Source organism: Tamlana sp. s12 (assembly GCF_016767215.1).
Lineage (GTDB): Bacteria > Bacteroidota > Bacteroidia > Flavobacteriales > Flavobacteriaceae > Pseudotamlana > Pseudotamlana agarivorans.
The window spans coordinates 993,419-1,007,065 of the sequence record NZ_CP068547.1 but is presented as its reverse complement, the minus strand read 5'-3'; the positions used below and the strand labels follow the sequence as shown (position 1 = coordinate 1,007,065).

The window sequence follows — 13,647 nt, the reverse complement described above, 5'->3', positions numbered from 1 at the left end:
AAACAAATACCAAAGCCTTTTTTAAAAATTTTTCAAATTATTTTTAAGCCTGCTTTTTCTTTACCAGCATACGCTTAATTTCATTGAGCTTCATAAGCGCTTCAACAGGCGTAAGTGTATCAATATCAGTTTCTAAAATTTCTTCCTTGATATTTTCCAATAAAGGGTCGTCTAAATTAAAAAAACTGAGCTGCATATCATCATCTATCGATTTCACTTTATCGGTAAGTTCCTCACTAGAATGTGACTTCTCTAATTTCTTTAAAATTTTGTTAGCACGATGTAAAACTTGTTGTGGCATACCAGCCATTTTAGCCACATGAATACCAAAACTATGCTCACTACCGCCTTCAACCAATTTTCTTAAGAAAAGCACATTATCCTTTAACTCTTTTACCGATACATTAAAGTTTTTAATACGCCCAAAGGTTTCACACATTTCATTAAGTTCATGATAATGCGTAGCAAAGAGTGTTTTAGGCTTTGCCGGATGTTCGTGTAAATATTCGCTAATGGCCCAAGCAATAGAAATTCCATCGTAAGTACTGGTTCCACGACCAATTTCGTCGAGCAGCACCAAGCTACGATTGGATATATTATTAAGAATGGAAGCTGTTTCATTCATTTCTACCATGAATGTCGATTCTCCCATAGAAATGTTATCACTGGCCCCCACACGGGTAAAAATCTTATCAACCACCCCAATTTTCGCCGCTTTTGCAGGTACAAAACTTCCAATTTGAGCCAACAACACTATAAGTGCTGTTTGTCTTAAAATCGCCGATTTACCCGACATATTAGGTCCGGTTATCATTATAATTTGCTGCGACTCGCGATCGAGAAAAACATTATTCGCTATATAAGCTTCACCTATAGGCAATTGTTTTTCAATAACGGGGTGACGCCCATCGGTAATCTCTAAATCATAAGAGGTATCAATAGTGGGGTAAATGTAATTATTGTCTTTTGCCAATTGTGAAAAGCCACATAAACAATCCAATTGCCCAACCAAATACGCATTTTGCTGCACTGGTTTAATGTATTGATTCATCCAAACCACTAAATCGGAAAACAATTGTTGTTCTATAGCTTGTATGCGGTCTTCAGCACCTAGAATTTTAGCTTCGTACTCTTTAAGCTCTTCGGTAATATATCGTTCGGCATTCACTAAAGTTTGCTTCCTAATCCACTCAGCCGGTACTTTATCTTTATGCGTGTTTCTAACTTCAATGTAGTAACCAAACACATTGTTCGAGGCAATTTTTAAAGAGGTTATGCCTGTGCGTTCGCTTTCACGCTCTAGCATGGCATCTAAATAATCTTTCCCTGATTTAGACAAATTTCGAAGCTCATCCAACTCTTCAGAAAAACCATCTGCAATGGTACGCCCCTTCAATAAATTTACCGGAGCCTCTTCATTTAAAGTCTTTTTAATTTTATCTCGAAGCACATCACAGCTCTGCAAGGTATCTCCAATTATTTTCAGAGATTCGTTATCGCAGTCAGACGCCAAAGTTTTTATGGGCACAATCGCTTCAAGTGAATTTTTAAGCTGAATAACCTCACGCGGATTCACCTTACCTGTAGCAATTTTAGAAATTAAGCGCTCTAAATCGCCAATATGTTTAATGTGATTTTGAATTTTATGAAGTACGCCGTCTTCCTTCGTTAGAAAACTAACTACCTCATGCCTGCTTTTAATCTTCTCAATATTTTTTAAAGGCAATGCTAACCAACGCTTAAGTAGCCTTCCGCCCATAGGCGAAATGGTTTTATCAATAACATTTAAAAGCGTTACCGCATTATTGTTGGTGGAGTTGTAAAGCTCTAAATTTCTAATGGTAAAACGATCCATCCAAACATAATCATCTTCCGCGATACGCGATATCGACGTGATATGCTTCAACTTTTTGTGCTGGGTTTCTCCTAAATAATGCAAAATAGAACCCGAAGCGATAATCCCTTCATGAAGCTCTTCGACACCAAAGCCTTTAAGCGTTTTCGTATCAAAATGTTTTATTAGGGTTTCGTAAGAATAATCGCTTTGATACACCCAGTCTTCCAAATAAAACGTATGAAAATCGTTTCCAAAGGTCTCGGCAAATAAACTGCGTTTTTGCTTGGAGACTAAAACCTCACTCGGACTAAAATTCTGAAGCAGTTTATCGATATACTCGGCATTCCCTTGTGAGGTTAAAAACTCGCCCGTAGAAATATCTAAAAATGAAACGCCTATATGCTTTTTATCAAAATAAACCGAACATAAAAAGTTATTCGATTTCGACACTAAAACCTCATCATTAAGGGCCACACCAGGTGTAACCAGTTCGGTAACACCACGTTTTACAATGGTTTTTGTTTGCTTTGGGTCTTCCAACTGATCGCAAATAGCCACACGCTCACCAGCCTTTACCAATTTAGGCAAATAGGTATTTAAGGAATGGTGCGGAAAACCTGCTAAAGCGGTTTCACTCTCGCTACCTGCCCCACGCTTGGTTAAAATAATACCTAAAATTCCAGCCGTTTTCACAGCATCAGAACCAAAAGTTTCGTAAAAATCACCCACGCGAAACAACAATAAAGCATCGGGATACTTTGCCTTAATCGCATTGTACTGTTTCATTAACGGGGTTTCTTTTTTGGCTTTTTTCATCTTGATTTTTTTCATTTCCGTGAAAACGGAAATCTCAATGGTAAATGATTTTTAAATATTATTTTTGCACAAATTACAAGTTTGCTAATGTAACGTTAATTTGATTTTTTTTGAAATCGAAGCATTACAAGTTATTTACAATTAAAAATAGATGTCAACAAATAAGATAACACCCTGAATGCATCAGGTTATAAGTCAGTTATCTTGTTAAACTATAGCATTTTCGCTTTCGCGGAAGAAGAAAAAGATAAAACAATGCGCAAATTAAAAAATAGTGAATTAGACCGTTTGAGTGTCGAGGACTTCAAAGAAGCTGAAAAAACACCAATTATCATTATTCTAGACAACATACGAAGCTTAAACAATATCGGTTCGGTGTTTCGTACCAGCGACGCGTTTTTAATTGAAAAAATTTACCTCTGCGGAATCACGGCAAAACCACCTCATAAAGATATTCATAAAACCGCACTAGGAAGCACGGAAACCGTAGCTTGGGAATATGTTGAAAACACCATCGATTTAGTTGAAAAATTAAAAACTGAAGGCATCAAAGTCGCTTCGATAGAGCAGGCTGAAAGCGCCACCATGTTAAATGATTTCACAGTTGAAAACAACACCAAATACGCGCTTGTTTTTGGAAATGAAGTTAAAGGTGTTTCCCAAGGGGTAGTCACTGCAAGCGATGCTATTATTGAAATTCCGCAGTTTGGCACCAAACATTCTCTAAACATATCGGTGAGTTGTGGTGTTGTTGTATGGGATATTTTTAGTAAGCTGAAAGCATTGTAGTGACTAAAAAAAACAAACAACCCTGGCCCACAAAAGCCGTAATGGATCAAATTTACGAATGTCATCTTTGGGGTGGCAACGACCATGATTTTTACTCTGGTTCTGGATCCCATGATCCCGAAATTACCACACCTTATTTAAATGCAGTCACCCATTTTTTAAAAACCCATAAAAACGATTTAATCGTTTGCGACTTAGGCTGTGGCGATTTCAATATCGGCAAACAACTGTTACCTTTTACAAAGCACTATAACGCTATTGATATTGTAGAAAACCTCATCAACAGAAACAAAAAGCTTTACCCTTCAGAAAAAGTAAGTTTTCAATGTTTAGACATTTCAAAAGATGCATTACCGCCTGCCGATTGTATCATCCTAAGGCAAGTTTTGCAACACCTATCTAATACTGAAATTCAGAATATTCTAAAAAAACTATACGACTACAAATACATCATTCTAACCGAACACCTGCCATCAGGAAATTTCACCCCAAATACAGACATCATTTCTGGACAGGGCATTCGAATTAAGAAAAACAGTGGTGTTGATATTTTGGCAGCGCCTTTTCATTTTAAAGTTAAAGAAATCAAACTCCTTGGTAAACAAATTTTAAATGATGGCAAGGGATGCCTGGTTACTATGCTTTTTACTTTGTTTTAAAATTTAAACCTATCTCGTGTTGTCTTATTTTAATTAGCAGTAGACATTATCAATAATATAAAATCAAATAGTTCCATATTTTAAATTTATAATTATAAGAATTTTCTTTAGTTTTAGAGGTTTAAATTAAAAAATGGGAAATAATAAGTTAATGGATTTTCATCGCTTTTTAGATGAAGCAGGTGACACCACATTTTATGGAAAAGGAAAGAAAAACATTATTGGTGAAAATGGTGTTTCAAAAGTATTTATTCTTGGCATGATAAAGGTAAAAGATCCATTAGATGAAGTACGTGATAAAATAAACCAACTTCAACAAAAAATTATTAGTGACGAGTTTTATCACGTACCAAGCGTATTGAAGAAAATTAATAAAACCGGTTATTATCTTCATGCAACGGATGATTTACCCGAAGTTAGAAAAGAAATGTTTGATTTAATGAAAACAATAAACTGTAGCTTTGAAGCTGTGGTTGGCAGAAAGGACATCGAGCGATATGAAACAAAACATAAAGGAAAGGAAGAATATTTTTATGCAGACTTACTATCACATCTACTAAAAAATAAACTTTCAAAACATGACAAACTTGTTATGCATATTTCGGAACGTGGAAAAAGCACAAAAAATCATAATTTAGAATTAGCATTCCTCAAAGCCAAACAAAGGTTCTCTAGAATTAACGGTAACAAGGAATCAAAAACCAAAGTTGTATTTAATGTGAATTACCCAACAAAAGATCCTTTATTAAATTTAGCAGATTACTTTTGCTGGTCTATTCAGCGCGTTTTTGAAAGAGGAGAAATCCGATATTATAACCATATCAAAGACCAAATAAAATTGGTAATTGATTTATACGACACTGAAAAATATGATGGATGGAAAAATTATTATGACAACCGCAAAAACCCCTTAACCTCTAAAAATAAAATAAGCCCACTAAAACACTAATTTTAAATTAAATTTAAAATAACGACATGGAGTCGACTTTCGTGTTTTGCAGACTTAACTAGTACAAATATACAATATTACTGTGAATTACTAAAAAATGTATTTCACTATAACCTACAAATCTCCTCCAAAACCCACAAATAATCCGATCGGTTTTCAACAAAATCCCGGTGAGACACATCTATTATTTTCACGTTAAAATCCGTTTGAGTTTTTAAAAACTCCAGGTAGCCAGCATTTATTTTTTCCAAATAAGCATTTTCGATATTTTGCTCATACTCACGGCCCCGTTTTTTGATGTTTTGTTGTAAACGCTCGGTGTTTTGATGTAAATACACATACAAATCAGGCTTTCGAAGCTCTTTATACATCAAATAAAACAGCTTTCGGTAAAGATTAAACTCGTCTTCCTGCAAGGTGATTTTAGAAAAAATAAGGGATTTAAACACATCGTAATCACTAACAATAAAATCTTTAAACAAATCGAGCTGCGCTAAATCTTCGGAAATCTGCTGGTAACGGTCGGCCAAAAAAGACATTTCTAAAGTAAAGGCATAGCGATTCGCATCTTCATAAAATTTAGGCAAGAAAGGATTATCGGCAAAACGCTCTAAAACTAATTTGGCATTAAAATCTTCAGATATTTTGGTAGCGAGGCTAGTTTTCCCCGAGCCAATATTTCCTTCAATAGCAATGTAATCGTATTTCGAAATTGGATACGCTTTACTTGGGTTTTTCAACCAAATATTTAAAGGTTCTAAAACAGAATCATCATCACAATGTTGTAACAATTCCGAAATCTCTTTATGCAATACAGGATGCACCACTTTAGACGCGATATCGTTTAAAGGCAACAACACAAACTTGCGTTTTTGCATTTCTGGATGTGGTATTTGCAATTTCTCGGTTTGTATTATTTCAGCTTCAGCTAAAACAATATCCAAATCAATTACCCGTGCTTCATAACCACTTTTCTGAGTTCGCACACGACCTAGAGACGTTTCAATACCTAAAAGCAAGTCTAAAACCTTTTCTGGACTAAATTCACTTTGCAACACCAAACAGCAGTTTAAAAAATCTTCACTTTCAAATCCAAAAGCTGGTGATTGATAAACCTTAGAAATCGATAAAACATGTCCGATTTGCACAAAAATAGCCTGTACAGCATCTTGCAAATTCTTGAATTTATCGCCTTTATTACTACCTAAAGCAATATAATATGTCGTTGATTTTAGCATAGAATCGACAAAATAACTAAAACAAATTTTAATCCTTTATATTTACAACAGCTATTTATTCACAATTGCCTTATGACTTTAAGAGATAAACTTGCCGCCCAACGTATTTACTTGCTTTTAGGTGGCCTGTTTATAACCTCCTTAGTCGTTTCCAATCTAATTTTTCAGAAATTTTTCTATTGGTATCCTATTGACATTGAGTTTTTCGACACCAAGTTGTTCGAAATATCGGTAGGTGTTTTACCCTACCCGATTACCTTTCTTATCACCGATTTAATTAGTGAAATTTATGGTAAAAAACGTGCAAACGATGTTGTGGTAGTTGGTATTTTCGCCTCTCTTTTTTCACTTTTAATCATTCACGTATCCAGCTTGGTACCAGCGACATCATGGTCTTATGTAGACGACAAAATGTTTAACACCGTATTTGGCAATACTTCTATCGCAGTTTTTGCCAGTATGATTACCTATTTGTTTGCCCAGTTTATAGACATTCAAATTTATCACTTTTGGAAACGCCTCACTTTTGGACGGTATTTATGGTTACGAAATAACTTTTCCACGTGGTTTTCGCAGTTTATCGACACCTTTACCATCGTTTTTTTACTTTGCTCTTTTGGTATTATCGAATGGCAGAATTTCAAAGGCTTAGTGCTTAGTGGTTTTCTTTTTAAAGTGATTATTGCGGCTTGCGACACTCCTTTTCTCTACTTTGGCGTTTACCTTTTTAGAAAACGTTTCCGATTAAAAGTAAATCAAGAAATCGATTTACTGTAAACCTAAGCGCCCTAAACTACACAATTGGCAATTGCGTTAACTTTTAATGGTAATAAGTCTATTTGCACTTACGAAATCCTTTAACTTTGCGCCATTAACCACAACATGTTCTCACTTTTTATGAAGAAAGCACTAAAAATTTTTGGAGTCATCCTCATTATAATTATTATAGCACTTATCGCCATTCCGTTTATATTTGAAGGGCGCATACAAGAGCTAGTCAAACAAACTATAAATCAAAACTTAAACGCTAAAGTTGAATTTAGTGATATCAATCTCAGCTTTATTCGAAACTTTCCCGAAGCAGGGATTAGTGTAAGTGATCTGGTGATTACCAATAATGCTCCCTTTAAAAACGAAACCCTTGCAACTGCTAAAAGCATTTCGTTTACCATGTCGGTTAAAGAAATTTTCAAGGGTGCCAACGAGGCCATCGTAGTGAATTCCATTTATGTAGACGAAGCTTTAATCACTTTAAAAACCGATAAATTTGGCAATAACAATTACGATATTGCTAAAGAGTCTGATAACGCTTCCGCGGAAGAAAAACCAGCCAATTTCAACTTCAGTATTAAAGATTATCAAATAAAAAACAGTGCATTAACTTACCTTGATGAGCTATCGGAAACCATCGCCCACATTACCGAATTCAACCATGAAGGGCATGGTACTTTTACTTCTGAAGTTTCAGAATTAGACACAGATACCCATTTCAATATCAGTTTAAACATTGAAAACACCAATTATTTAAACAATAACAGCATAAAACTTGATGCATTAATTGATGTCGATTTAAATCAGAACAAATACACTTTCAAGGAAAACAAAGCACAAATCAATCAGTTACCTATACATTTTGATGGGTATGTTAAACTGCTTGACAACGGACAAGAAATCGCCATTACTTTTGAAAATCCAGAAACAGATTTTAAAAACTTTTTAGCGCTCGTTCCTGAAACCTATTCTAAAAGTATTGAACAAGTAAAAACTACAGGCGACTTTAAAATTAAAGGTATGGTTAACGGTCAGCTTACCGAAACCACCATTCCTCAATTTGACATTAGTATGGTTTCTAACAATGCCTCATTTCAATATCCCGACTTACCAAAAGGTGTTAAAAACATAAGTATAGATGCCCTTATTAAAAATACTACAGGGCAAACGGATGACACCTATTTAGATTTAAACGCATTAAATTTTACGATAGACAGTGATGTTTTTAAAGCCTCGGCACATGTAAAAAACCTTACCAAAAATATGTTGGTTGATGCTCAGGTACAGGGTGTTTTAAATCTGGCTAACGTATCTAAAGTATATCCGGTGGATCTAGATCATAAACTTAGCGGTATTTTAAAAGCCTACATAAATACGGCTTTCGACATGAATGCCATTGAAACCAACGCTTACGAGCGTGTTAAAAGTAGTGGATCGGCAAGCCTTTCTGGGTTTACTTTCTACTCGGAAGACTTACTAAATCCCCTTGAAATTAGTCAAGCGCAATTAACTTTTAATCCAGGTACTGTGGCCTTAAACACATTCGAAGCCAAAACAGGATCTAGTGATTTAAAAGCCTCGGGAACTATTAATAATTTATTAGGTTTCTTATTTAGTAATACCACTTTAAAAGGCCAATTCGATATGAATTCTAACCTTTTCAAAGTAGGCGATTTTATGGCTGAAACGGAAGAAGAGGAACCTACTAAAGAAACCACTACAAATCAAAACACAGAAAGCTTAAAAATCCCTGCCTTTTTAGACTGTACCATAAATGCCAAGGCTAAAACAGTGGTTTACGATAATTTAAACCTTAAAAATGTTTCGGGTACTTTACTGGTAAAAGATCAAAAAGCCACCTTACAAAATTTAAGATCGAATATATTTGACGGTCAATTAATGCTTTCGGGAGAAGTCTCAACAAAAGCTGAAACCCCTACATTTAACGTAAAACTAGATGCTAGCAAATTTGATATCGCTCAGTCTTTTAAAGGCTTAGAATTACTCCAAAATTTAGCACCCATTATTAAGTTATTTGACGGTAAGTTAAACAGTAATATTGCCATTTCAGGAAACTTAAACAAAGAATTTACTCCTGATTTAAACAGTGTTTCGGGTAGCGCTTTCGCGGAATTACAAAGCACCAAAATGGTCAATGATCAAAGTGCATTGATTAGCAAGTTGGATCAAAGCATAGACTTCATCGATTTTGAAGCTATTAATTTAAACGATTTAAAAACCCATTTAGAGTTTGCCAACGGAAAAGTAAGTGTATCGCCTTTTACTATAAAGTATAAAGATATCGATATTAATATCTCTGGTGCTCATGGCTTTAATAATACCGTCGACTATAACATGGTATTTAACGTTCCAGCAAAATATTTAGGTAGCGATATTAACCGTTTAATAGGTAAAATAGACGACCCAAAGGTAAATAACATCAGTATTCCGGTAACAGCAAACATCACCGGGAATTACAAGAATCCTAATGTAAAAACAGATGTAACAAGCAGTGTAAAAAACTTGAGCAATCAGCTTTTAGAAATTCAAAAAGAAAAGCTTTTAAATCACGGAAAAGCACAAATTAACAACCTTATTGGAGACGTTATAGGTAGCAATAAGGCTAAATCAGATTCTATTAAAACGGAACAAAATAATACGGTTCAAAAAACCATAAACGAAATCATAAAGTCTAAAAAGACTACCGACAGCACTTCTGATAGCAAAAGTTCCTCTGAGCAACTTATTAAAAATGCCCTAGGCGGATTCTTTGGAAAGAAAAAAGAACAAGACAGTCTTTAAAAAACCACTAAAAAGTTCAAAATCCTTCAAAAAGCACTAAAAACAGCACGATTTTTATGCTTTTTGAAGTGTTTTAAGCCCAAACAGCCGATATTTTAGGTTATTCGCTTTAAAAAGCTTATATTATAGGTTCGACATAATCTTAAAAAATCTGTATGAGGCAATTAAAAATTACAAAGCAAGTTACCAACCGAGAATCCAAATCATTAGACAAATACCTTCAAGACATTAGTAAAATTCCATTAATCACCGCTGACGAAGAAGTGGAATTAGCACAAAAAATCAAAAAAGGCGATCAAAAAGCTCTGGACACCCTTACTACGGCAAATTTACGTTTTGTAGTTTCAGTTTCTAAACAGTATCAAAATCAAGGTTTAACACTACCCGATTTAATCAACGAAGGCAACGCTGGCCTAGTAAAAGCGGCGAAACGCTTTGATGAAACACGAGGTTTCAAATTCATTTCATATGCGGTTTGGTGGATTCGACAAGCAATTCTTCAAGCTTTAGCACAACAATCTCGAATAGTTAGATTACCTTTGAACAAAATTGGTTCTATAAATAAAATTAATAAGGCTTATTCATTTTTAGAACAAACTCATGAACGAGCGCCTAGCGCTCAAGAGATTGCAACCACATTAGACCTTACGGTTAACGATGTAAAGCAATCCATGAAAGCCTCTGGAAGACATGTATCTATGGATGCACCTCTTGTAGATGGCGAAACTTTTAGTCTGTATGACGTTGTAAAATCGAATGATTCCAACGCACCCGATTCTGATTTGCTTAAAGAATCTTTAAACGCCGAAGTGAATCGTGCATTAGAAACACTTTCGGACAAAGAAGCTCAGGTGATACGCTACTATTACGGTATTAGTGTAAAACAATCTAAGAGCCTTGAAGAAATAGGTGAAGCTTTTGGCATCACCAGAGAACGGGTTAGACAAATAAAAGAACGTGGCATTCGTAGATTACGCCACACATCAAAAAGTAGAGTACTTAAAACGTATTTAGGGTAATTTCTAAATATTAAAATTATAATTTATTAAAAACAAGTTATGTTAAAAATCATTGTAAAAGACGGCGAAAACATAGAGCGCGCCTTAAAACGCTATAAGAGAAAACACAGAAACATTAAAGTAATGCAAAACTTAAGAGACGGACAATTCTTTACAAAACCATCTGTAAAAAGACGTCGTCAAGTTCAAAAAGCAGCTTATATCCAAAATTTAAGAGACCAACAAGAAATTTAAGTCTCACTATAAATAGTATTTTAAAACCCATTTACATTGTTTTGTAAATGGGTTTTAGTTTATATAGGGTTTTTCTATTGTACAGTAATTTGAACAACTAAACCTTCATTGGCACGTACATTGAAAACCGTATCGTCTTCAAAAATAAGATATTGCCCCTTGATACCCACCAATTTCCCAGTATACTGAAGCGCCTTTTTAAGGTTTAGACTTTTTGGTTTTTCTGGATATTTAATTACTGGAAAATCAATATGAGTTTCCGTTTTATCAGCCATAAAATACGATTTAACCTCCTCAGGAATATATTCGGCTAAGCGTGCTCTCCATGTTGCTAAATTTTCATCCTCAATATCATTTTTAAGCATTTTACGCCAGTTCGTTTTATCGGCCACATGATCCTTTAATGCCACCTCGGTAATTCCTGCTAAATAACGGTTAGGCACCTCAACAATTTCAATGGCCTCATGAGCACCTTGATCTATCCAACGTGTAGGCACTTGGGTTTTTCTAGTAACGCCAACTTTCACATTGCTAGAGTTAGCCAAATACACAATATGAGGCTTTAATTGCACCGATTTCTCAAATTCTAAATCACGATCTTCTTGATCCAGATGTGCGGTACTTAATTCGGGGTGCATGATCCAATCGGCGGCCTGTGGCACTTCAAAAAAACAGGATTTACAATAGCCTTGACGGAAAATTGGTCGATCCAAAGCACAGTTTAAACATTGGTATTTAACAAAAGTCATTTCAATATTTTTATCCAGCAACTGATTCATATTTAGAAAATCAGTTTCGAATACCAAATAATATTGAATTGGACTTGAAAATTCGGTTTCCATTTTTGTTAATACACCTTGGTAGGTCATAAAAAAAAGTATTATTTTTAAAAAATTAAAGATAAAATAAATTATGTCAATACCCATAGTTAATTCGATTGCATCTTGGTTTTTAAAAAAGCGTTTTCATCAAATTGAATTGTTTTTAAAGTATCCAAATGAAGTTCAAAACGAATTGCTAATGAACCTGATTCAGTTCGCTAAAGACACTGAAATTGGTAAAAAACATGATTTCGCTTCAATAAAAAATTACAAGACTTTTGCCGAGCGTGTGCCCATTAAAAATTACGACGGCTGGCAAGATGTTATCGAACGGTCTAGAAAAGGTGAAAGCAATATTTTCTGGCCCACTCCCATAAAATGGTTCGCAAAATCTAGCGGTACCACCCGATCAAAAAGTAAATTTATTCCTGTTAGTGAAGAATCACTTGAAGATTGCCATTACGCCGCAAGCAAAGATTTGTTATGCATGTATTTAAACAACAATGAAAATGCTCAATTATTCACAGGTAAAAGTTTACGTTTAGGTGGTAGCAAACAATTGTATAAAGAAAACGGTACGGTGTTTGGCGATTTATCAGCCATTCTTATAGATAACATGCCTTTTTGGGCCGAGTTTAGTAGCACCCCCAGCAACAAAGTATCGCTTATGAGCGACTGGGAATATAAAATGCAGGCTATAGTTGATGAAACACGACATGAAAATGTTACTAGTTTAGCCGGTGTACCCTCTTGGATGCTTGTACTTTTAAACAATGTTTTAGAAACAACCGGTAAAAAAAGCTTACATGACGTATGGCCTAATCTTGAGGTGTATTTTCATGGCGGTGTTAGCTTTACTCCTTATGCCGATCAGTACAAAAACATCTTACCAAATTCAGGGTTTAAATATTATGAAATCTATAACGCCTCTGAAGGATTTTTTGCGATTCAAGACCAGAATAATTCGAAAGACCTTTTACTCATGCTGGACTATGGTATTTTTTATGAGTTCATCCCGATGGATATTTACGCTTCTTCGGAAGAAAAAGCCATTCCACTTAGTGAGGTTGAACTTGATAAAAATTACGCGGTTATTATCACTACCAATGCCGGATTATGGCGTTATAAAATTGGAGATACCGTAAGGTTTACCTCTTTAAACCCTTATCGTATTCGTGTTTCGGGAAGAACAAAACACCACATCAATGTTTTTGGCGAAGAACTCATCATTGAAAATGCCGAAAACGCCCTTAAAACCGTTTGTAATGCGACACATTCGGAGATTGTTGAGTATACCGCGGCACCGGTTTTTATGCAAGGCAAAGAAAAAGGCGCTCACGAATGGTTAATCGAATTTAAAACCCCTCCAGCAGATATTAATTATTTTACTGAATTACTGGATCGTACTTTAATGACTCTAAACTCTGATTACGAAGCTAAGCGTTACAACAACATCACTTTAAATCAACCTAAAGTCAACATAGCACGTAAGAATCTTTTTTACGACTGGCTGAAGCAAAACAAAAAACTGGGCGGACAGCATAAAATCCCAAGACTTTCTAACACAAGAGAATACATCGACGAACTATTAGTCCTTAACCTTCAATTCGTGTAGTCTTTTTCTTGTATATTTGTTGCTCACAACGAATTATCTGTCTTTTAATCTATATGATATTATAATAACAGCATACTAGTTTATCTTTACAAGAGAC

Annotated in this window: 11 protein-coding genes; 8 read left to right on the top strand and 3 right to left on the bottom strand. The window is 35.0% G+C overall.

The window, feature by feature from the left end; translation table 11 throughout:
- Positions 1-43: 43 nt before the first annotated feature.
- Positions 44-2,653, bottom strand: a complete 2,610-nt coding sequence (mutS, locus tag JJL45_RS04245) for a DNA mismatch repair protein MutS (RefSeq protein WP_068603603.1) — start codon at positions 2,651-2,653, stop codon at positions 44-46.
- Between the two features lie 255 nt (positions 2,654-2,908).
- Between mutS and JJL45_RS04240 the strand changes: the two genes are divergently transcribed.
- From JJL45_RS04240 to JJL45_RS04230, 3 genes are all read left to right on the top strand, one after another.
- A complete protein-coding gene (locus tag JJL45_RS04240) occupies positions 2,909-3,442 on the top strand; it encodes an RNA methyltransferase (protein WP_068603601.1) in 534 nt (177 codons plus the stop codon).
- Positions 3,443-3,483: 41 nt separating this feature from the next.
- Positions 3,484-4,101, top strand: a complete 618-nt coding sequence (locus JJL45_RS04235) for a class I SAM-dependent methyltransferase (protein ID WP_202664264.1) — start codon at positions 3,484-3,486, stop codon at positions 4,099-4,101.
- A gap of 133 nt (positions 4,102-4,234) precedes the next feature.
- On the top strand, positions 4,235-5,050 hold the full coding sequence (locus JJL45_RS04230; protein ID WP_067146972.1) for a DUF3800 domain-containing protein: 816 nt from the start codon (positions 4,235-4,237) through the stop codon (positions 5,048-5,050).
- 107 nt (positions 5,051-5,157) lie between these two features.
- On the opposite strand, the gene folK is transcribed toward JJL45_RS04230, so the two are convergent.
- Positions 5,158-6,288, bottom strand: coding sequence for a 2-amino-4-hydroxy-6-hydroxymethyldihydropteridine diphosphokinase (folK, locus tag JJL45_RS04225; protein WP_068603503.1), 1,131 nt, complete (start codon positions 6,286-6,288; stop codon positions 5,158-5,160).
- Positions 6,289-6,360: 72 nt separating this feature from the next.
- On the opposite strand from folK, the gene JJL45_RS04220 reads away from it, so the two are divergent.
- The 4 genes from JJL45_RS04220 to rpsU all read left to right on the top strand — a co-directional run bounded on the left by JJL45_RS04220 (position 6,361) and on the right by rpsU (position 11,114).
- Positions 6,361-7,065 carry a queuosine precursor transporter gene (locus JJL45_RS04220; RefSeq protein WP_068603501.1) on the top strand — a complete coding sequence of 235 codons (705 nt, stop codon included), beginning with the start codon at positions 6,361-6,363 and terminating at the stop codon, positions 7,063-7,065.
- A gap of 120 nt (positions 7,066-7,185) precedes the next feature.
- Positions 7,186-9,861, top strand: coding sequence for an AsmA-like C-terminal region-containing protein (locus JJL45_RS04215; RefSeq protein WP_068603499.1), 2,676 nt, complete (start codon positions 7,186-7,188; stop codon positions 9,859-9,861).
- 155 nt (positions 9,862-10,016) lie between these two features.
- Positions 10,017-10,880, top strand: coding sequence for an RNA polymerase sigma factor RpoD/SigA (locus tag JJL45_RS04210; RefSeq protein WP_067146964.1), 864 nt, complete (start codon positions 10,017-10,019; stop codon positions 10,878-10,880).
- A gap of 39 nt (positions 10,881-10,919) precedes the next feature.
- The gene (rpsU, locus tag JJL45_RS04205) at positions 10,920-11,114 is read left to right on the top strand and encodes a 30S ribosomal protein S21 (protein ID WP_067146962.1); all 195 of its coding nucleotides are present in this window, start codon (positions 10,920-10,922) and stop codon (positions 11,112-11,114) included.
- 74 nt (positions 11,115-11,188) lie between these two features.
- Here rpsU and JJL45_RS04200 read toward each other — a convergent pair whose 3' ends face one another.
- Entirely contained in the window at positions 11,189-11,983 is a 795-nt protein-coding gene (locus JJL45_RS04200; protein WP_082935945.1) for a DUF2797 domain-containing protein, read from the bottom strand.
- Between the two features lie 43 nt (positions 11,984-12,026).
- Here JJL45_RS04200 and JJL45_RS04195 point away from each other — a divergent pair, with 43 nt between their 5' ends.
- On the top strand, positions 12,027-13,550 hold the full coding sequence (locus tag JJL45_RS04195; RefSeq protein ID WP_068603496.1) for a GH3 auxin-responsive promoter family protein: 1,524 nt from the start codon (positions 12,027-12,029) through the stop codon (positions 13,548-13,550).
- Positions 13,551-13,647: the final 97 nt, after the last annotated feature.

Bases quoted from the DNA above. Each gene is read 5' to 3' on its own strand.
- JJL45_RS04215 (WP_068603499.1), top strand. From the start codon at position 7,186: ATGAAGAAAGCACTAAAAATTTTTGGAGTCATCCTCATTATAATTATT.
- folK (WP_068603503.1), bottom strand. From the start codon at position 6,288: ATGCTAAAATCAACGACATATTATATTGCTTTAGGTAGTAATAAAGGC.
- rpsU (WP_067146962.1), top strand. From the start codon at position 10,920: ATGTTAAAAATCATTGTAAAAGACGGCGAAAACATAGAGCGCGCCTTA.
- JJL45_RS04210 (WP_067146964.1), top strand. From the start codon at position 10,017: ATGAGGCAATTAAAAATTACAAAGCAAGTTACCAACCGAGAATCCAAA.
- JJL45_RS04230 (WP_067146972.1), top strand. From the start codon at position 4,235: ATGGGAAATAATAAGTTAATGGATTTTCATCGCTTTTTAGATGAAGCA.
- JJL45_RS04220 (WP_068603501.1), top strand. From the start codon at position 6,361: ATGACTTTAAGAGATAAACTTGCCGCCCAACGTATTTACTTGCTTTTA.
- mutS (WP_068603603.1), bottom strand. From the start codon at position 2,653: ATGAAAAAAGCCAAAAAAGAAACCCCGTTAATGAAACAGTACAATGCG.
- JJL45_RS04200 (WP_082935945.1), bottom strand. From the start codon at position 11,983: ATGACCTACCAAGGTGTATTAACAAAAATGGAAACCGAATTTTCAAGT.
- JJL45_RS04195 (WP_068603496.1), top strand. From the start codon at position 12,027: ATGTCAATACCCATAGTTAATTCGATTGCATCTTGGTTTTTAAAAAAG.
- JJL45_RS04240 (WP_068603601.1), top strand. From the start codon at position 2,909: ATGCGCAAATTAAAAAATAGTGAATTAGACCGTTTGAGTGTCGAGGAC.
- JJL45_RS04235 (WP_202664264.1), top strand. From the start codon at position 3,484: ATGGATCAAATTTACGAATGTCATCTTTGGGGTGGCAACGACCATGAT.